At 63.0% G+C, this 18,193-nt stretch carries 18 protein-coding genes, 1 tRNA gene and 1 pseudogene; 12 read left to right on the forward strand and 8 right to left on the reverse strand.

What is annotated here, in order from left to right; genetic code table 11:
- Nucleotides 1-48 precede the first annotated feature (48 nt).
- The 4 genes from CATRI_RS04040 to CATRI_RS04055 all read left to right on the forward strand — a co-directional run bounded on the left by CATRI_RS04040 (nucleotide 49) and on the right by CATRI_RS04055 (nucleotide 3,634).
- On the forward strand, nucleotides 49-243 hold the full coding sequence (locus CATRI_RS04040) for a ferrous iron transport protein A (protein WP_290219983.1): 195 nt from the start codon (nucleotides 49-51) through the stop codon (nucleotides 241-243).
- Complete coding sequence (feoB, locus tag CATRI_RS04045) at nucleotides 240-2,153, forward strand: ferrous iron transport protein B (protein ID WP_290219986.1); 1,914 nt, start codon at nucleotides 240-242, stop codon at nucleotides 2,151-2,153. Before CATRI_RS04040 ends, feoB begins: the two co-directional genes overlap by 4 nt.
- Nucleotides 2,150-2,386 (forward strand): FeoC-like transcriptional regulator, encoded by a 237-nt coding sequence (locus tag CATRI_RS04050; RefSeq protein ID WP_290219988.1) that lies wholly within the window; start codon nucleotides 2,150-2,152, stop codon nucleotides 2,384-2,386. The genes feoB and CATRI_RS04050 overlap by 4 nt, the downstream gene beginning before the upstream one ends.
- 99 nt (nucleotides 2,387-2,485) lie before the next feature.
- Entirely contained in the window at nucleotides 2,486-3,634 is a 1,149-nt protein-coding gene (locus CATRI_RS04055; RefSeq protein ID WP_290219991.1) for an HNH endonuclease signature motif containing protein, read from the forward strand.
- On the opposite strand, the gene CATRI_RS04060 is transcribed toward CATRI_RS04055, so the two are convergent.
- Complete coding sequence (locus tag CATRI_RS04060) at nucleotides 3,631-5,103, reverse strand: amino acid permease (protein ID WP_290219994.1); 1,473 nt, start codon at nucleotides 5,101-5,103, stop codon at nucleotides 3,631-3,633. The genes CATRI_RS04055 and CATRI_RS04060 overlap by 4 nt on opposite strands.
- Before the next feature lie 56 nt (nucleotides 5,104-5,159).
- On the opposite strand from CATRI_RS04060, the gene CATRI_RS04065 reads away from it, so the two are divergent.
- On the forward strand, nucleotides 5,160-5,783 hold the full coding sequence (locus tag CATRI_RS04065) for a MazG nucleotide pyrophosphohydrolase domain-containing protein (RefSeq protein ID WP_290219996.1): 624 nt from the start codon (nucleotides 5,160-5,162) through the stop codon (nucleotides 5,781-5,783).
- A gap of 24 nt (nucleotides 5,784-5,807) precedes the next feature.
- Here the strand turns inward: CATRI_RS04065 and CATRI_RS04070 are convergent, their stop codons facing one another.
- Nucleotides 5,808-6,203: a hypothetical protein gene (locus CATRI_RS04070; RefSeq protein WP_290219998.1), complete on the reverse strand. Its 396-nt coding sequence runs from the start codon at nucleotides 6,201-6,203 to the stop codon at nucleotides 5,808-5,810.
- 143 nt (nucleotides 6,204-6,346) lie between these two features.
- Between CATRI_RS04070 and CATRI_RS04075 the strand changes: the two genes are divergently transcribed.
- From CATRI_RS04075 to CATRI_RS04100, 6 genes are all read left to right on the forward strand, one after another.
- The gene (locus tag CATRI_RS04075; protein WP_290220000.1) at nucleotides 6,347-7,135 is read left to right on the forward strand and encodes a lytic transglycosylase domain-containing protein; all 789 of its coding nucleotides are present in this window, start codon (nucleotides 6,347-6,349) and stop codon (nucleotides 7,133-7,135) included.
- A gap of 138 nt (nucleotides 7,136-7,273) precedes the next feature.
- Nucleotides 7,274-8,551: a phosphopyruvate hydratase gene (gene eno / locus CATRI_RS04080; RefSeq protein WP_290220002.1), complete on the forward strand. Its 1,278-nt coding sequence runs from the start codon at nucleotides 7,274-7,276 to the stop codon at nucleotides 8,549-8,551.
- A gap of 67 nt (nucleotides 8,552-8,618) precedes the next feature.
- A complete protein-coding gene (locus CATRI_RS04085) occupies nucleotides 8,619-9,116 on the forward strand; it encodes a septum formation initiator family protein (protein ID WP_290220004.1) in 498 nt (165 codons plus the stop codon).
- A 5-nt stretch (nucleotides 9,117-9,121) separates the two neighbouring features.
- The gene (locus CATRI_RS04090; RefSeq protein WP_290220007.1) at nucleotides 9,122-9,664 is read left to right on the forward strand and encodes a DUF501 domain-containing protein; all 543 of its coding nucleotides are present in this window, start codon (nucleotides 9,122-9,124) and stop codon (nucleotides 9,662-9,664) included.
- Nucleotides 9,661-10,614 carry a Ppx/GppA phosphatase family protein gene (locus CATRI_RS04095; protein ID WP_290220008.1) on the forward strand — a complete coding sequence of 318 codons (954 nt, stop codon included), beginning with the start codon at nucleotides 9,661-9,663 and terminating at the stop codon, nucleotides 10,612-10,614. Before CATRI_RS04090 ends, CATRI_RS04095 begins: the two co-directional genes overlap by 4 nt.
- Nucleotides 10,615-10,682: 68 nt before the next feature.
- Nucleotides 10,683-10,759 (forward strand) — tRNA-Leu (locus tag CATRI_RS04100).
- Between the two features lie 17 nt (nucleotides 10,760-10,776).
- On the opposite strand, the gene CATRI_RS04105 is transcribed toward CATRI_RS04100, so the two are convergent.
- The 6 genes and pseudogenes from CATRI_RS04105 to CATRI_RS04130 form a co-directional block, all read right to left on the reverse strand.
- Nucleotides 10,777-11,388 carry a M23 family metallopeptidase gene (locus CATRI_RS04105; protein WP_290220010.1) on the reverse strand — a complete coding sequence of 204 codons (612 nt, stop codon included), beginning with the start codon at nucleotides 11,386-11,388 and terminating at the stop codon, nucleotides 10,777-10,779.
- Nucleotides 11,389-11,503: 115 nt separating this feature from the next.
- The gene (locus CATRI_RS04110; protein WP_290220012.1) at nucleotides 11,504-12,334 is read right to left on the reverse strand and encodes a nucleotidyl transferase AbiEii/AbiGii toxin family protein; all 831 of its coding nucleotides are present in this window, start codon (nucleotides 12,332-12,334) and stop codon (nucleotides 11,504-11,506) included.
- On the reverse strand, nucleotides 12,331-12,873 hold the full coding sequence (locus tag CATRI_RS04115) for a hypothetical protein (RefSeq protein WP_290220014.1): 543 nt from the start codon (nucleotides 12,871-12,873) through the stop codon (nucleotides 12,331-12,333). The genes CATRI_RS04110 and CATRI_RS04115 overlap by 4 nt, the downstream gene beginning before the upstream one ends.
- Nucleotides 12,874-13,007: 134 nt before the next feature.
- Complete coding sequence (locus tag CATRI_RS04120) at nucleotides 13,008-14,603, reverse strand: choice-of-anchor M domain-containing protein (RefSeq protein WP_290220016.1); 1,596 nt, start codon at nucleotides 14,601-14,603, stop codon at nucleotides 13,008-13,010.
- A 57-nt stretch (nucleotides 14,604-14,660) separates the two neighbouring features.
- Nucleotides 14,661-15,654, reverse strand: a pseudogene (locus CATRI_RS04125) (CNNM domain-containing protein).
- Entirely contained in the window at nucleotides 15,651-17,015 is a 1,365-nt protein-coding gene (locus CATRI_RS04130) for a hemolysin family protein (protein ID WP_290220017.1), read from the reverse strand. The pseudogene CATRI_RS04125 and the gene CATRI_RS04130 overlap by 4 nt, the downstream one beginning before the upstream one ends.
- Nucleotides 17,016-17,217: 202 nt before the next feature.
- Between CATRI_RS04130 and CATRI_RS04135 the strand changes: the two genes are divergently transcribed.
- Nucleotides 17,218-18,045 (forward strand): Bax inhibitor-1/YccA family protein, encoded by an 828-nt coding sequence (locus CATRI_RS04135; protein ID WP_290220019.1) that lies wholly within the window; start codon nucleotides 17,218-17,220, stop codon nucleotides 18,043-18,045.
- Nucleotides 18,046-18,193 lie beyond the last annotated feature (148 nt).

The following is an 18,193-nucleotide window of genomic DNA, read 5'->3' on the forward strand; positions in this document are numbered from 1 at the left end:
GGTGGGGAGTAAAACATTAGGTGAAGCTACCCTGACCAGAGGATCGACATGGACACCGAAATCGTGCTTGGCGACGCCGCCGCCACACCCACCGAACTCCGCCAACGTTTCCAGGAGCTCGGCCTGCGCCCCGGTACGACGATTCGCCTCGGGCAGGCCACCGCGGGCGGTGGCCGGGTGGTCTCCGTAGGTAGCGTCCGCTACGCCTTCGATCGGCGCACCCTCGACGGGTTGTTGTCATGACCGAAGTCAACACCTGCAGCCACTGCGGGCCTGCCCCTCGGCCCGCCGAGGAGGGTGCAGCCGTGGTTGCGCTCATTGGTGCCCAAAACTCCGGCAAGTCCACCCTCTTCAATGCGCTCACCGGTTCGCGCGTGCGCACCGGAAACTGGCCCGGCACCTCCGTCGCCGTCAGCCGCGGCGCCTGGGGTAGGGGCCGCGAACTCATCGACTTCCCCGGCACCTACTCACTCAACCCGCTCAGCCCCGACGAGGCACTGACCCGCACCATGCTTGTCGACGCCCCGCCAGCGGAGCGTCCCGCTGCCATCATCGTCGCCGTCGACGCGACCGCCCTCGGCCGCAGCCTCTACCTGGTGACTCAAGCCCTGGAGCAGGACCACCGCGTCATCGTTGCCTTGACGAAGACCGACATCGCCCGCACCCAAGGTGAGGAGGTCCACGCCGAGGCCCTCGCCGATCAACTCGGCGTCCCCGTCGTCGTGGTCAATGGCCGCTCCCGCCAGGGGCTAAGGGAACTCGACGACGTCCTCTCAGCACACCAGCACCACCACCCTCGCCACTTCGACGAGGAGGAGCGCTTCGCGTTTATCGACGCCGCCGCTAACGCCGCCACTTCGACCATCGAGGGTGTCCACACCAATTGGACCGAACGCATCGACCGCGTCGCCCTCCACCCCGTGTGGGGGCCGATCGCCTTCCTCGCCGTCATGTGGGCCGTCTTCGAAATCACCATCTACCTCGCCGCGCCGCTGCAGGGGTGGGCCGAATGGCTGCTCACCGGGCCAACTGCCGACGCCGCCCGCGCCGGCCTCACCTTTCTCCGCATCGACCACTGGCTAGTCACCGGCCTCATCGTCGACGGGCTGATCTCCGGCGTCGGTATGGTCGCCAGCTTCCTGCCACTCATGGCGCTGATGTTTTTATGCATGGCCATCCTCGAGGACTCCGGATACATGGCCCGCGCGGCCGTCGTCACGGATCGAGTCATGCGATCCATCGGCCTGCCCGGCAAAGCCTTCATCCCCATCGTCATCGGCTTCGGCTGCAACGTCCCCGCCATCTCCGCCACCCGCACGCTGAGCTCACCACGCCAACGCATCCTCACCTCCCTGCTCATCCCCTTCACCTCCTGCTCCGCCCGCCTCGTGGTTTTTCTCATGCTCGGGACAGTGTTCTTCCCGAACAACGCCGGCACCGTCGTTTTCACGATGTACGTCATCTCCATCGCCCTCGTCGTCCTCACTGGACTACTCCTCCGCCACACCCTCTGGCGCACGATGCCCTCCGAGCCCCTGCTCATCGACCTGCCCACCTACCAATGGCCCACCCCGCGCCTCGCTGCCACCGTCGTCTGGGTTCGTGTGCGCGGCTTCCTCAAGGACGCCGCCACCATCATCGTCGCTACCGTCATCGTGGTCTGGCTCCTGCTGTCTATCCCCGTAGGTGGCTCAACCCCGGCCCCGGGAGAGGCGCCCGCGCCCGCAGAATCCGCCTACGGCGTAGTCAGCCACGCCATCGCCCCCGTCTTCGAACCCGCCGGGTTCGGCTCCTGGTCCCTGACCGGGCCGCTGCTCACCGGCTTCGTGGCCAAGGAGGCCGTCATCTCGACGTGGGCCCAGACCTACGCCGTAGACGACGTCACCGACGAGTCCGCCGAGGAGCAAGCCGCCAGCCCCCTTGCCCGCGAGGTCGCACGCGACTTCGGGGAAGCCTCCGGTGGACATGCCCACGCCGCCGTCTGGGCGTACATGCTGTTCATGCTCTGCTACACCCCCTGCGTGGCGACGATCGCCGCCCAAAAACGAGAAATCGGCTGGCGCTGGACGCTATTCGGTTTCGGCGTCCAACTCGTCTTCGCGTGGTTGCTCGCCACCGGTGCCTTCCAACTGCTCAAGCTGGTGGGACTGTGAGCCCGCTCGCCGCGGTCCGTCAGGCCCTCGCCGAGGGGGTGTTGGGCCGGGTGCTCATCGCCAAGCAGACGGGCCTGCACCCCGCCACCGTCGACGCCATCCTCGAACACCTCACCCGCACGGGCGAACTTGACACCGAAATCCTGGCCAGCTGTCCCGGCGGATCCTGTGTATCCTGCGCCACCGGCTGCCCGTCCCATGGACCACTCATCCTGACGTTGCGCAAGCCCTAACCGCTCAGAACCCGCGAAACTGTGGATAGGTTGCGGCTATCCACAGGCTGGCGTCCCTGCTTATCGACGTCCCCACCTCCTTCCCCTAGCCTCCAAGACATGGACATCCTGAGCGCTTTGGAAGCACTGGAAGGCAGGGGCATCGAGATACTAGAGACCATCTCGACCGGCCGCCTCAGCCGCCAGCGCCTCATCGAACTCGGACACTCCGCCGCCACTTCCGGGAAATGGGCCCGACTCGCCCAGACTTTCTTCGGGCCCGTCCGCGAGCGTCGACTGCAGTCGGAGGCAGTGAGGGCCGCCCAGGCGGGACGATTGTCGATTGATGCCCTGCTGGTCGTCGATAAGCACTCCCGCAAGCTGCTCAAAGACGCCCCCTTAAGCGAATGGGAACTCCGCGCCGAACTGTGCGGCCTCACTGGCACCGTCGAAGACATCGACCGACAAGCCGCCGCCCGCGTGCGTGACATCAACCGAGCCGTCGCCGACGCTGAGAAGAAAGCCTTCGGCAGACGCTCGCTCAAAGGCGGCAAAAACACCGACGCCCAAGGGCTCCGCACCATCACGGTGACCCTGCCCGAACGCCTCATGTCGACAACCCTGTCGCACCTGCGCACCACCGCCAGTCGGCTCCGCAACGACCAACCCATGCTCAGCTACGAACAAGCCATGGCTGACGCTTTCCTCTCCCACGTCAACGGGGCACGAGGGGAAGAACCCATGTCGCGTAGTTTGACGCCTCTCGTCGTCATCGGCCTGCCCGACTGGGCCGCACTCCAACGCCACGAAGCCGACGACACCATCTTTGCCATTACCGACGGCACCACCATCACCGGAGCCGAACTCGTGCGCACACAGATGGCCGACCACCACCTCGTTGGCATCTACGACCCCGTCGAAGGACCCGTCAACCTCTACCGATCCCGCCGACTCGCCAACGACAAACAACGCCTACTTCTCGCCGCCGAAACCATCCTCTGCCCACAACCCGGCTGCACCACCTCCGCCGAAGAATGCCAAGCCCACCACCTCACAGCCTGGAAGCAAGGCGGAGAAACAAACCTAGACAACCTCACCATGGCATGCCGAGTCCATAACGCCCGCAACGACGACGACCCCAACGCCCCACCCCGCAATGGACGGCTAGAACGAGAAGCCGGCGGCGTGATCTTCCACCCACCAGACGGGCGAGCGCCAGAAAACAACCGACACCCGATCCGCAACCTCTCGGCGATGGCCCTGATCTAGAGGCTCAATGTGCCCTGGATCAGGCCCCACACCGCATAGGCCGCGGCCGCAAGGATTACGGCGACGACGCACCACTCAAAGGAGTTGAAAGCGCGCTCGCCAGCCTTTCGCCGCGTCCATACGTAGGGGACCAAACCTGGAACGACTGCGAGGGCGCCGAACAATAGGAACGTCAGATCGGCGGCGTAGATCAGCCAGCACGAGTAGAGGAGCGCGACTACTGCCAGGGCGCGGTGCCGTCGATTATCTAGGGGGGAGACGTCGGGACCGGAGTCGTCGAAACGCGTGCCAGCATGCGGGTGCGTGATGCCGCGGCCGCGCACTGTCAACAGCACTAGGTACAGCGAGGAGAACAGGTAGGGGACCAGGTAGAGGACCGTGGCCAGCTGGACCATGGAAATGTATGCGGTCTCGTTGAGGAAGAAAATGATGATCGTCACCTGGATGACCGCGCTGGAGACGAGCTGCGCTGCCCAGGGCGCACCCGCGATATTCGTCGCCCCTAGACGTTGGGGGAGGAGCCCATCGACAGCCATGAGGACGATTGGCTCCGCGCACAGCATCTGCCATGACACATAGGCCCCGAGCACGGACAGGCACAGGCCGAGCGAGATGAGTGCCCCACCCCAGGGGCCAACGACCGCTTCGAGGACAGCGGCCATCGAGTTGTCAGGCAAGGCCGCCAGTTCTTCTTGGGTGAGGACGCCGTAGGAAAGGGTGGAGACGGTGACCAAAAGAACTAGGACGGTGAGGAAGCCGAGAATGGTGGCCCGTCCGACGTCGCTGCGCGAGCGTGCTTGTTTGGAATAGACAGAAGCTCCCTCGACGCCGATGAACACCCACACCGTGAACAACATCACGCCCTGAACCTGCTCGAAGACGGTGCCAGTCGATCCCTGGGAGCCCCAGAAGTCCCAGGTGAAGCGATCCCAACTGAAGCCGAGGAATGCGACGAGGATAATGAAGGCGGCGATGGGGAGAAGTTTGGCTACCGTCGTCACGGCGTTCATGAATGCGGCTTGCTTGATGCCACGGGAAAGGATGGCGAAAATGATCCACGTCATTGCTGACACAGATACGGCCGTCACAATGCGGTTGTCGGCGCTGAAGAACGGAATGTAGTGGCCGAGCGTACCGAAGAACAATGTTGCATAGCCCACCTGCGCGATGACCGAGCCGAGCCAGTAGCCCCATCCCGAAGTGAAACCGATGTAGTCTCCCAGCCCAGCGCGGACGTAAGAGTAGACGCCAGAGTCGAGGTGGGGCTTTCGCGTGGCCAGTACTTGGAAGACGAAGGCAATAGACAGCATTCCCACGCCCGAGATGAGCCAGCCGATGAGCATGGCTCCGGGTCCGGCAGCCGAGGCGGCGTTTTGGGGCAAGGAGAAGATGCCCGAGCCGACGGTCGAGCCGACGATGAGCGCAACGAGTGTCCACACCGTGACGGTGTGCGTTCGGTTCAATGTCACCCACTTACTTTAGGCCCAGTTCCGCCCGACCGCTGAATTCGCCATAGGATGTCTCCATGACCGTCCTGCTTCTCGACGCCCGCTGGCCCACCCTCATCCCGCTCCAAGCGGTAGGCCGGTTGTCAGGCCCGGTGTCCTTCACCGACGAGGTGCCGATCAGTGTGCGCTGGGACTTCGATACACTCCTCGTCGATGGGACGGAGGGGGTGCTCGTGAGTACTAACGAGCAGGATCCGCAGGTGCAAAAGCTCGTCAAGGCCGGCCATGTTGTGATCTCCGCAGCTTCGCGCGTCGACCCAGTAGGTGAGGCTGTCGAGGTGATGGCGCGCGCCTACTCCGTAGGGGAGTGGGAGGCTTCCCAAACGCATCGCTCGCTACTGCCGTACCTGGCCGAGGAGGCGGAGGAGTTCGCCGAAGCCGTCGGCGATTGGGAGCAGGATGGCGACGATCAGGCTTTACTCTCAGAGCTCGGTGACCTTTTGCTCCAGGTGTTGTTTCATGCGGAGATTGCATCGCGGCGGGGAGCGTTTGATTTTGGGGATGTGGCGGGGAGTTTCGTCGATAAGCTGCGAGTCCGGTCCCCCTACTTATTCGATGGGACGACGTCCCAAGTGCCCATCGAGGAGCAGGAGCGCCTCTGGGAAGTGGGCAAGGCGCAAAGCAAAACCCGGGACGTCTAGTAGTCCCGGGTGCACCTCCTGCGTCTAGCTAGAGAGTTGGGCAACGATGTCGTTGACCTGGGAGCTTCCTGGGATGATCTCTTTGGGGTCTTCTTTAACGAGTTTGCACTCGAGGGCGCGGTCGGCGACCTTGCTGGCGGTATTTCCACCTAGAAGGGCGAGCATGATGTTATTGCCTGCGGCTTCTTTGGTGAGACCAGAAATATTTTTAACAAGTCCGTTGCGGGTGGTGTTGCTGTCTTTGAGTTTGGCCGCGTTAAGGACGTTGTCGAGATCTTTGCAGCTGAGGGCGTTGACGGCTTGGCCGGTTCCGGTGAGGATGTCACCTAGGGAGAAGGCGGAGGCGGCTGGTGCTAGTCCGACTAGGGCTATAGACGAGGCGGCGATCGTAGCGAGGGTCTTGCGCGCGGAGATGTTCATGTGGGGTGCGTCTTCCTAGTAGGGGGAGTGGTTACCCCAATAAACCTATGATACTGATGTGACTAGTGGGGCTAGTGGGATGTAAAAGGGGTAGTTATGGGGGTAAAATTCACCGCCAGGCTCGGCATGTAGGATCGAACGCCATGAGTACAGGTGCCAGACGGTTGATGGGGTGTGGGCTCGGGGTGATCCTCGCGCTCATTCTCGTCATTTCTTTGGTCGGCTGGGCGTTGTCCTTCCTGGATGTGTCGAGCCCGACTCGGCGTTTGCAGCCTGTGCCGGATAATGTGCCGCCGGCGGCGGGGGCGGAGGTTCCCGCGATCGATGTTCATGCCGCTGGCCGTACGAGTGACAAGCTTGCCTTTTGGGCAGATCCTTTGTCGGAGCAGACGAGTATTCCTTCGGCTGCGTTGCGGGCTTATGGCAACGCGGAGCTGATTGCGCGTGAGGCGTGGCCGACGTGCAACCTGAAGTGGAACACGATCGCTGGTATCGGGTGGGTGGAGACTCGGCACGGTACCTATAACGGCAACTATTTCGAGCGCAGTCATATTAATGATCAGGGTTTTGCGGAACCTCAGATCATTGGCGTTCCGCTGGACGGTAGTCCTGGGTTTGCGGAAATCCCAGATACTGATGGGGGTCTGCTGGACGGCGACACGGAGTTTGATCGGGCGGTTGGCCCGATGCAGTTCATTCCGGAGTCGTGGAGGCGATACGGGCGTGACGCCAATGGTGACGGGGTGGCGGATCCGCACCAGATTGATGATGCGGCTCTCGGTGCGGCGAGCTTGTTGTGCTCGAGTGGTCGCGATCTCAGCACGCCGCAGGGTTGGACCGATGCGATTTATGCCTATAACCAGTCTCAGGAGTATCTGATCAACGTTCGGGATGCGGCGGCATCTTATGCGCTGGGGCAGCCTGCGCGCTAAAAATCGTGGCGTGAATCGCGTTCCTGACCTTTTGGGTGATTTTCTGGAACAATTGAGTGCGTGCGCGTGCCCCGATCGTCAGAGGCGGCGCAACGTTGAACAACACTCATACCCGAGATGGCATACAGGAGGCCACAAGTGGCTGACATCATTCACGTTTTCGCCCGAGAGATCATGGATTCCCGTGGTAACCCGACCGTTGAGGCTGGCGTCGTTCTCGACGATGGCTCAGTAGGCACCGCCGGTGTCCCTTCCGGCGCATCGACCGGTGTGCACGAGGCACACGAGCTGCGTGACGGCGGCGACCGCTACCAGGGCAAGGGTGTTCTCAAGGCCGTGGAGTTCGTCAACGAGGAGATCGCTGATGAGATCGCGGGCTTTGAGGCTGATGATCAGCGCCTCATCGACCAGGCGATGATCACCCTCGATGGCACGGAGAACAAGTCTCGCCTGGGTGCGAATGCGATCCTGGGTGTGTCGATGGCTGTTGCAAAGGCTGCTGCTGATTCCGCTGAACTTCCCCTCTACCGCTACATTGGAGGCCCGAATGCTCACCTGCTGCCGGTGCCGATGATGAACATTGTCAATGGTGGCGCTCACGCTGACTCCGGCGTGGATGTCCAGGAGTTCATGATTGCCCCGATCGGTGCGGAGACCTTCGCTGAGGCTCTGCGCGTCGGCGCTGAGGTGTACCACACCCTGAAGTCCGTCATCAAGGAGAAGGGCCTGTCCACGGGCCTCGGCGATGAGGGTGGCTTCGCTCCTTCCGTCGAGTCCACGAAGGCTGCTCTGGACCTCATCGTGGAGGCCATCAAGAAGGCTGGCTTCACCCCGGGCGAGGATGTGGCCCTGGCTCTGGACGTTGCTTCCTCTGAGTTCTTCAAGGATGGCAAGTACCACTTCGAGGGTGGCGAGCACACCTCCGAGGAGATGGCGAAGGTTTACGCCGATCTCATCGAGGAGTACCCGATCGTTTCCATCGAGGATCCGCTGGATGAGGATGACTGGGAGGGCTACGTTTCCCTGACCGCCGCTATCGGCGACAAGGTGCAGATCGTGGGCGATGACTTCTTCGTCACCAACCCGGCACGTCTGCAGGAAGGCATCGATAAGCATGCTGCCAACGCTCTGCTGGTCAAGGTGAACCAGATTGGTACCCTCACCGAGACTTTCGACGCCGTGGAGCTTGCTCACCGCAATGGCTACCGCACCATGATGTCCCACCGTTCCGGTGAGACTGAGGACACCACGATCGCCGACCTGGCTGTGGCCCTTAACTGTGGTCAGATCAAGACCGGTGCTCCGGCCCGCTCCGAGCGCGTGGCCAAGTACAACCAGTTGCTGCGCATTGAGCAGCAGCTTGGCGACGCCGCGGTCTACGCCGGCGCCTCCGCGTTCCCCCGCTTCAAGAAGTAACTAACAACGACACGCGCCCCCGGGGAAACCCCGGGGGCGCTGTCGTGTCTCTAGAATCAGAGGTCTTATGGCAGAGCAGAGCAGGAATCGCAGTCGGCACACGGTGCCGGTGGTTTCTCGCGATTCCGCGGACCGCCCGCGGCGGCGTCCCCGCCTGCCCAAGGTGCGCCTCAATATGGCGGAGATCGCGGTGTTGGTGGTGGTCACGATCCTCATTCTCATCACCATTGCCGTGCCTCTGCGTAATTATTATCAAGGGCGCTCGGAGATTGCTCGCCTCAATGAGTCGATTGCAGCGAAGCAGCGGGAGAAGGACGAGTTGCTCGCGGAGATCGATAAGTACCAGGACGAGGCGTATATCAAGGAGCAGGCCCGTACCCGGCTTGGTCTCATCGAGCCGGGGGAGACCGCCTTCCGGATTATTGATCCCCGCATGGATCAGGAGCACACCGTCACCACCTCCCACGAGGAGTTGGAAGCCGACCGTACTTGGTATGTGACCTTGTGGGACTCGGTGGCTACGCCGCCCGCAGACGACCCCGGAGGGGTCCTCGTGGAAGAATGATCGCCATGAGTGTGAACGAAGCAGATCTCGCGGCCGTCGCAAAGCAGTTGGGACGGGAACCCCGCGGTGTGGTGGACATTGCCTACCGGAGCCCGGACGGGACGCCGGGTGTGGTGAAGACTGCCCCGAAACTGCCTGATGGCACCCCTTTTCCTACTCTGTATTACTTGACTGACCCGCGCCTGACGGCGGAGGCTTCGCGCCTGGAGGTGGCGCAGGTAATGAAGTGGATGGAGGCGCGGTTGGCTGAGGATGCGGACCTGCAGGCGGACTACCGGGCCGCCCACGAGCACTACCTGGAGACTCGCAACGCGATGGAGGACCTGGGGACGGCGTTCTCCGGCGGCGGGATGCCGGAGCGCGTCAAGTGCCTGCATGTCCTCATTGCCTATGCGCTGGCGGAGGGGCCGGAACGGGTGCGCTTTGGCACCGAGGCCGTCGCCCTCGCCGCTGACCGTGGGCTGAGAGGGACGGCGATCCCCGCTGACTGGCCGACCTGCGAGCAGCTGGGTTTTGCTGCTGACCAGTTCGACGAGGCTGCCCAGTGACGCGGGTCGCGGCCGTCGACTGCGGCACGAACTCGATCCGCCTGCTCATTTGCGACATCCACGGCGGCGAAGTCACCGAGATCACCCGCACGATGGAGATCGTCCGCCTCGGGCAGGGTGTCGACGCCACCGGTGAGCTCGACCCGGCTGCCATCGAACGCACCCGCGTCGCGTTGGAACGCTACGTCGACATCATGGAGTTCGAGGAGGTTAAAGCCGTCCGCATGGTGGCGACCTCGGCCACCCGGGACGCCTCCAACCGCGAGGACTTTTTCCGGATGACCGGTTCCTTGCTCGGGCGGATCACGCCCGGGGCCCGCGCCGAAGTGATCAGCGGGGAGGAGGAGGCGCGGCTCTCCTTCAACGGCGCAATCGCCGACCTACCCGCCGACCAGGGACCATTCTGCGTCATCGACTTAGGCGGCGGATCCACCGAATTCATCGTCGGCACCGCAGACGGGGAGATCCTGGGCACACACTCCGCTCAAATGGGCTGCGTGCGCCTCACCGAGCGCATCCTGCGCGCCGACCCGCCCACCGAGACCGAGGTCGAGATCGCCCGCGATTACGTCGCCGAAAGGCTTGCCGACGTAGTCAAAATCGTCCCCATCGCCCAAACGAAGACCTTCGTCGGCGTCGCGGGCACCTTCACCACGTTGTCCGCACTGGCCCAGGGCCTGGAAAAATACGATCCGACCGAGATCCACTCCTCGGTCTTGCGTTTCGACGCCCTCCGCGTCCTCATCCAGCAAATGGTCGAACAGTCCGCCGACACCCGCGCTCTCAACCCCGTCATCCACCCCGGGCGCGCCGACGTTCTCGGCGGCGGCAGCATTGTCGTCGAAGGCATCATTGACATGGCCCTCGCCGAAACGTCCGCCGACAGCTTTGTCATCAGCGAAAAAGACATTCTCGACGGCATCGTCGCCGGACTCGCCGCCCAACTATAGGTAGACCCCCGCCTCATGGCGGGGCCCCTAGGTGGCGTCGACTAAACTAATTTCTTGCTTGCAGCGAAGCCCCCATAGCCCAATTGGCAGAGGCAGCCGACTTAAAATCGGCACAGTGTCGGTTCGAGTCCGACTGGGGGCACCAATTTTTCGGTCAGACCCCTACGCGGAGACGACCTCACCGTTGGTGGGCAGGGAACCGTTGAAGGTCATACGAACGGCGTTAGCGCGTGTGATGTCGGGATCGTCGATCGCTTGGATGTGGAGGTGGGGCTCGGTGCTGTTTCCGGAGTTGCCACAGCGAGCAATCGCGTCTCCGGCCTGCACTTGGCGGCCGGGTTCAACTTCGATACTGTCCTGCTGCAAGTGGCAAAGAGCGACGATAATGCCGCCACTGTCGATCAGTAGATGATTCCCGGCGAGCGCAACCCATCCCTCCATCGCTCGGCGGCGCTGCGTCAGGGCGTACCAGATAGAGGGCAATCCGCGATAGGTCGGATGGTCGGGCTCGCTGTCGTGAATTGACAAAACGACGCCATCGACTGGGGCCACGACCGGGCGGCCGAAGCCGGGAAATCTGTCGGCGGGCTCCGGACGGACGAAGGAACTCGGCGTGATCGGCGCTGTGCGGCCGGAATCGGTGACGGGCACGAAGTCGATGGCGTAAGCCGTGGCATAGGCGTGCGTGCCGTGGCTGGGGACCCGATTCGCGGGGCTATTCTGCACGAGCCAGTGGCCATTGAAGGGATAGGTCAGATCGATGGGAGCACTCATGCGGTCCTCTCTAACCAGTCAGCGGATCGACGAAGGTGCCTTCTGCTCACTCGGGTTCACCTTCTTCCGTCATCGCCACTCGCACAACCTGACGGCGACCTAAGAACGTCCTGGACTAGATCGTCGCTGCGGCGATACGTCGAACGAACTCGTTGGTCCAGGTCACTGCTTCTTTCACGGTGGGTAGGACGTCGAGTCCTTCGGCGGCTTCAACGTAAAGCGTGTCCCATTGGTCAGCGGAAGCGATTACGGGTGGCCACGTCTGTTGGCGGCGGTATTTGAAGAGCTGGATGCATGTGGCGGCCATCTGTCCGAAGTCGAGGTCTTCACCGCTGTCAAGGAGTTGGAGGTCGACCAGATCACGCGCCCGTTCGCTCCCAACGCTGGAGACGGCGTGCAGCTTCTGAGCGACCTGATGGTCCGCTCGCATGACCGGCACGGGCTGGGGTGCTTCGAGTCCGACCTCCGTGAAAAGCTGAACAAGGTCAACGGCGAGTCGGTACTCGGGTTCGTCGGCGTCGCCGAGCTCGTTGTGTCCCAGTTCGAAAACTACCGTGCACCACGACTTGCCTCGATAGTCAAGCTTAACTTCGAATGGTTTCATGACGTACGCAGTGGGTACCGCCCGTGGGTTAGGCGCAGCTTTCTCAACCAGCCTTCCGGTAAAGCCTGCCCAGCCTGCGGCCAGGGATTCCTCGAAGTCACTGCGGAATCGATCCAGAGGCTGGATTCGTGCGGCATCGAGGTCACGGGTGAACCGTGTGAGGAGCCCATAGCGCAGCGCCATCGAACTACCTCCCTTAATCGCGCCTTCAGGCAGCATCTGACTGGCCACTACTAACGCCATCGCGGTTCGGCGCCGCAAAGCCAGTCCATCGTCGCCTTCTAGATTCCGGATACGTTGCTCCAGGGAGCGCACGTTCGTGGGCGCGCTGTCGTAGTTCATGATCGCAGCCCATTTCTTACTCGCTGCCACTCGGCGGTAGTCAGCAATCCTTCGCCACGTGCCTGTTTGGCAGCGTCCAGCAGCCGTTCAGCCTCGATGCGGCCACGGCAATCGAGGATGGCGTCAGCGACCGGCTGTGCTCTCAGCCCCTCATAGAAGGTCGTGCGCTCTTGTTCCTTCTTTTGCGTCAGTTCCATGAACGCTGGCAGCGCGGCACGAGTACGACGACCGACGGCGACCTTGACCCGCCTGGGGTTTACATCGGCAAGACCGAACAAAGCCAGTACCGACTCTCCGTGCAGGTACGCGCCCTCGCCAGCCCGCAATAGTGCCTCTGCGAATTGATCGAATGGTGTGGGCGGGATGTCTGGCACGCGATAGAGTCCGTAAGCCACATTTTCCAGGCCGCCACGTGCGGCGAGCTTGGGCAGTTCAACTGCAGGCACTCCAACCTCAGCTGCCTGCCGGGTGGTGACGTAGCCATAGTGGTCGAACGCAATCTCGCGCACCACATCCCGGTACTTCACCTCGGTAGCCATGGCACAACTATACCGAAAACGGTAGTGTTGTGCCAAGCGCTCATGGTGTCATTGCATAAGAAGCGTGCGACGATCTAGCTTCGCCCTTGGTGGCGGTTTGAGGCGCGGTCGCTGGCCCGTTGCCCGCCACACCATCAGCCGAACAGGGCGTAGATCAAGGTAGCCAGCCCGACGATGCCGAAGACAAACTGCGGCAGGTACTGGAGCAGGTTGACTCCTGTGGATGATCCCGCAGGCTTTTCCGGGGTGGGTTCGGGCGACGTGGTCACGGGCGTCGTAGTTTCAGGCGTGGTGGTTGGCGGGGCCAGCTGGGGGCACACGGAGCTGATCGTCGTGTCACCCACGGCGAAGTAGGCGCCGGTGTAGGCGTAGTCGGAGTCGCCGTTGGTGAAGGTGGTCCGGTTGTTGAAGTCGACGTAGTACAAGCCGGGGGCGGTGAAGCTCATGGCGGTGTGCATGTGGGTGCGTTCGACGGTGGTGATGACGGGGACGGGGTCGCCTGAGTCGAGGAGCACGCGGGCGCCGTCGATGGGATCGGATTGCCAGGCGAGGAAGCGACCGGGGCCGTCGACGGAATCGATCGAGGTAGTGACCCCGTCTTTAGCTTTGCTGTAGTCGAAGCTTTCGGTGCTGAAGCCGGGCCAAACGAGGTCTTCTTGTTGAATTTGGGGGAGGGTCCACAGGGTGGTGCCGGGAGGGCCGGCGACGCGGAGGGCGTTGAAGTTGGGGGAATCGGGGAGGGTGAACTTGGTGGAGTCGGGGACGGGGATGATGGCGCGGTAGTTGCGGATGTCGCGAGGATTGCGGGGGTCGGTGGTGTCGTGGAGGTGGGAGCGGATGTGGCCGTCGTCGAGAGTGGTGGCGAAGTCGATGTGGCCTGGGGCTAGGCAGATGGCGTGTTCGGCGGATGGTGGGGTGGCGGAACCGGTGTCAGGGGAGGCGGTTGCGGTAGGGGCGGGCGCAGCGGTGGCGGTGGCGGGAACGGTTTCGGCTGGTATCTTGATCTCGTTGGCGGGGGTGGTGCCGGCGGGGAGGCCGAGGTCGGTGTCGTGGCCGACGAGCCAGGGGACTGATACCTTGCGGCCGGTGATGGGCTGGCCGTCGTTGGTGACGGCGGTGGCCTGCCAGGTCAGGTTGTAGCGCCCGGGCTGAAAGAAGGTCCAGTTGATGTGGGTGTGGGCGCCGGGTGGCATGCGGATGGAGCGCTCGGTCGCGGAGGCGGAATCCATGACGGGGGAGGCACCGTTGGCATCGCCGATCCAGATGACAACGCGGTCGGGGCCTTCGACGTCGACAAGGTTGAGTTCGATGGAGCGGGGATTGATGTGCTGGGGGATGTCGGAGCTGGTGCCCAGCCCGGCCCACAGGGGCGGCCAGCCTGCGCTGTAGCGGGCGGGGGCGTTCCATAGGACGTCGCCGGGGGAGCCGAGGAAGTTGAGCATGCCGTTTTCCGGGAGTCGGATGCGGGATACTTCGCGGCCAGTGCGGTCGGCGTCGGGGCCGAGCCGCATGGCGTAGGGCTCGGCGGGGTGGACGGTGGATCCGATGCCGACGCCGATGTCGAAGGTGTTGGCCTGGTCGTCCCACATGATGTGGGCGGTGTCGACGTGGTCGTGGAAGACGAGCTGCTTGCCGGTGACTGGGTCGATGATGGGATCGGCGGCGTGGGCGGGGATGGTCATGAGGGCCGTGAGGATGAAGGCGAGGGTGGCGAGGAAGAAGCGACGCACGGGACTCCTATCTAAATGAAAGCGATTACCAGTTAAGATAGGCGGTGATGCGTCAGATCACGGCATCGGGGGTAACTTCAGTTCGCCCCAGAGTCGATCGAGGATGTCATCCCAGGTGACCACCCCGACGACTGGCCCGTCCACAGGTTCGACGATGGCAACCTGCTCGTTGCTCGCCCGCATCCGGTTCAGTGCCTCCGACATGGTGGTGGACTGCGGCAGGGTAAGTGCCGGACGGGAATAGTCGCTCGCCGGTGCGTTAGCACCGGCGAGGAGGGTGTCGCGCACATGGATGAGGTGTGGGGGATGGTCGGGTACGGGGGCGTCGATAAGCACTCGCAGATTGCCCAGCTGGCGGGCGCGGGCCTGCACATCGGCGACCGTCGCGGTGGCCGGCAGGAGCTCGCGATGGGTGACGGTGTCGCCGACCGTGGCGAACTCGAGGGCGATGACACCATCGATCTGGCTGGCGGACTCCGCATCGAGGGTGCCAGTGCTGCGGGAATGCTCGACTAGGTGTCGGAGGGTATCCGCATCGTAGCCCTTCGCGGCGGCGCGCTCGACGGGGACTTCACCGGCCCGAGCGACGAGGCGATTGGCCACCAGGTTTATCCAGCTGAGGAGGGGCCGAAAGATCGTGATGAACACGCGCGCCGGGAGGGCGATGAGGCGCAGTGCCGATTCCGGGTGGGCGATGGCCCAGGATTTCGGCGCCATCTCGCCGACGACGAGGTGAAGGAAGGTGACGATGAATAGCGCGAGGATGAAGGCGAGGGTGCCACCAAGCGTGGGCGAGAGCAGGTGATGCACCCACGGTTTTGGTGATCGCGCCGAGGGCAAACGTCGCCGCAGTAATGCCGAGCTGTGCTCCGGCGAGCATGAGGGTCAATTCGTTGAGACTACGCAAGGCAGCGCGTGACGACGCCGAGGTGGCCGCCGTCTCTTCGAGACGGTTGCGGCGGGCGGCAAGCAGGGAAAACTCAATGACAACGAAAAAGATCGACGCCAGCAGCACGGCGAGGGTGACGGGAAGGGCAACATACCAACTCATGAGGTCGGGTCCTCCGCGATCAGTTCCAGGCGGACTTCGGAAGGCACGTGGCGATCAACCTCTTCGACTGTTAGCCGGAGGATGCGGACGGGGGCATCATCGCCCTCCAGGAAATCGGCGGGCTCGGCGTCGAGCTGGATCTCATGCACCTCGCCCTCCTCGACGAGGCCGCCCGTGTGGGAAATCAGCAGCCCAGAGATAGTCTCGAAATCGCCCTGCGGCAGGTCGTGGCCAATGGCGCGTTCGATCTCATCGAGCGGAGTATCGCCATCGACGAGCCACTCGGCCTCATCCGTGGCGGTGATGTCCTCAGAGCCGTTGAGGTCATGCTCATCGGTGACCCCGCCGAGAATCTCCTCTGCCAGGTCCTCGACGGTGATGATGCCGACGAAACCGCCATACTCATCGATAACGCAGGCCAGCTTCTGGCGGCTATTCGCCAACTCAACCACCGCATCGGGCAGGGACATCAGCTCGGGCACGACGATCGGCTCGCGCATGAGCTGCGTGACGGGGGTGGCGGCGGGGAGATCGGTGGCCAGGACATCGAGAAGCTCGACGATGCCGACCGGATTGTGCTCATCATCGATGACGGGGTAGCGGGTGTGGGCGGCGGCCATGAGGGCGCGGACCTCGCCGATCGTCGTCGACGGGCTCACGACATCGGTGCGCGAGCGGGGGACCATGGCGTGCTCAACATCATGACCGGGGAAATCGAGGAGCCGATCCAACACGAGGAACGTGTCATCGGGGAGATCACCCGTCTCGCGGGAGGTAGAAACAATGTGTTCCAAGTCCTCCGCTGTAGCCGTGGAATCAACATCCTCGACCGGCTCGATGCGCAGCAGGCGAAGCAGCGCGTTGGAGGCGACATCGAAAAACTTAATGAGCCAGCCGAACAACAGCAGGTAAATGTTGGTGGAACCGGCCAGGGCCCGCGAGGACTTCACGGGAGCGGCGATGGTGTAATTCTTCGGGAAAAGCTCGCCGAAAATCATCTGCACGACCGTGGATACCGCCAGCGCCAGGACAGTCCCGACGGTGACGGACACCGCCATCGGCACCCCCACCCCACCAAACAGCGTGCCCAAGGACTCGCCCACCAGCGGCTCAGCGATGAAACCCACCATGAGGCCAGTAACAGTAATGCCCAGCTGCGCACCGGACAGCATGAACGACGTCCGGTTGGTGACTGTGAGAGCAGCCTGCGCCTTCTCATCGCCTTGCTGCGCCAGTGCGCGCAACTGCGTCCGATCAACGGACATGAAGGCGAACTCCTGCGCCACGAAGTAACCGTTGGCAACGATGATCAATCCGATGAGCACGAGGCCCAGCGCCAGCGTGAGTAAAGCCGTCATCATGGCGCCACCCCCACGAAATCGGAGGGACGGGATGATTGTCGGGGAGGCTCCACTGGAGGGAGGTCACCTGCGCTTTCTCTATAGCCGGTTCGAGGTTAGCGCACAGCATACCTGCTCGGATTTCATCGTGGGAACTAAAGAAAAGGTTGGTACGTTGTACTCAGTAACAACCAACTCTAAGAGAATGAAAGGACTGGGTTTAGTGCGAAGCAGCAACCCTGTCATGAACTCCCTGACCACCGCCAAGGGCGGCGCCCAAACCGGCGCCTTCCAGACCCAGGACTACCAAAGCCCGTACTCCGGCTATGGTCAGTCCCCGGCAGGCCAGATCACCTCGGGCGAGCGCCCGATGACTGTTGATGACGTGGTGTCCAAGACCGGTATCACCCTCGCCGTCATCGTCGCACTGGCCGTGGTCAACTACGGTATCCACTTCATCAACCCCGGCCTCACCGTGCTCCTGACCATCGTCGGCGCCATCGGTGGTTTGGTCACGGTGTTGGTCGCTACCTTCGGTAAGAAGTACGGCTCTGCCGCCGTTACCTTGATCTATGCCGCCTTTGAAGGCCTATTCGTCGGTGGCATCTCCATGCTGTTCACCAACACCATGGTCGCTGGCGCAGACGCCGGCGTCATGATTGGCCAGGCCGTCCTCGGCACCGTCGGCGTCTTCCTCGGAATGCTCTTCGTCTACAAGACCGGCGCCGTCAAGGTCACCCCGAAGTTCAACCGCGTCCTCACCGGAGCCCTCGTCGGCGTCCTCGTCCTCATGCTGGGCAACCTGCTGTTGGCCGTCTTCACTGGCGCCAACCCCCTCCGCGACGGCGGCATGCTGGCCATCATCTTCTCTATCGTCTGCATCGGCCTGGCAGCCATGAGCTTCCTCTCCGACTTCGACTCCGCTGACAAGATGATCCGCGCTGGCGCTCCCTCCAAGATGGCCTGGGGTGTCGCTCTCGGCCTGGCCGTCACCTTGGTCTGGCTCTACACCGAGATCCTGCGCCTGCTCTCGTACTTCCGAAGCAACTAGCCAGTTTCTCTCCGAACCCCTGCCGAACGACAGGGGGTTTCGTCATGCTCAGCGGTGGGCACCTGGTTCTCCGCGCGATCTACGACGCGAGGCAGTGGACTGCCCGACGACGGAATGCGCCCAGGATTTCGCGCTACCACCGCGCCGG

The sequence above is a fragment of the Corynebacterium atrinae genome (genome assembly GCF_030408455.1).
GTDB classification, from domain to species: domain Bacteria; phylum Actinomycetota; class Actinomycetes; order Mycobacteriales; family Mycobacteriaceae; genus Corynebacterium; species Corynebacterium atrinae.

Excerpts from the sequence above, each read along its gene's own strand:
- CATRI_RS04130 (WP_290220017.1), bottom strand. The coding sequence starts at position 17,015 with ATGATGACGGCTTTACTCACGCTGGCGCTGGGCCTCGTGCTCATCGGA.
- CATRI_RS04090 (WP_290220007.1), top strand. The coding sequence starts at position 9,122 with ATGAGTGTGAACGAAGCAGATCTCGCGGCCGTCGCAAAGCAGTTGGGA.
- CATRI_RS04040 (WP_290219983.1), top strand. The coding sequence starts at position 49 with ATGGACACCGAAATCGTGCTTGGCGACGCCGCCGCCACACCCACCGAA.
- CATRI_RS04110 (WP_290220012.1), bottom strand. The coding sequence starts at position 12,334 with ATGAACTACGACAGCGCGCCCACGAACGTGCGCTCCCTGGAGCAACGT.
- CATRI_RS04055 (WP_290219991.1), top strand. The coding sequence starts at position 2,486 with ATGGACATCCTGAGCGCTTTGGAAGCACTGGAAGGCAGGGGCATCGAG.
- CATRI_RS04075 (WP_290220000.1), top strand. The coding sequence starts at position 6,347 with ATGAGTACAGGTGCCAGACGGTTGATGGGGTGTGGGCTCGGGGTGATC.
- CATRI_RS04105 (WP_290220010.1), bottom strand. The coding sequence starts at position 11,388 with ATGAGTGCTCCCATCGATCTGACCTATCCCTTCAATGGCCACTGGCTC.
- CATRI_RS04070 (WP_290219998.1), bottom strand. The coding sequence starts at position 6,203 with ATGAACATCTCCGCGCGCAAGACCCTCGCTACGATCGCCGCCTCGTCT.
- feoB (WP_290219986.1), top strand. The coding sequence starts at position 240 with ATGACCGAAGTCAACACCTGCAGCCACTGCGGGCCTGCCCCTCGGCCC.
- CATRI_RS04115 (WP_290220014.1), bottom strand. The coding sequence starts at position 12,873 with ATGGCTACCGAGGTGAAGTACCGGGATGTGGTGCGCGAGATTGCGTTC.
- CATRI_RS04085 (WP_290220004.1), top strand. The coding sequence starts at position 8,619 with ATGGCAGAGCAGAGCAGGAATCGCAGTCGGCACACGGTGCCGGTGGTT.
- CATRI_RS04065 (WP_290219996.1), top strand. The coding sequence starts at position 5,160 with ATGACCGTCCTGCTTCTCGACGCCCGCTGGCCCACCCTCATCCCGCTC.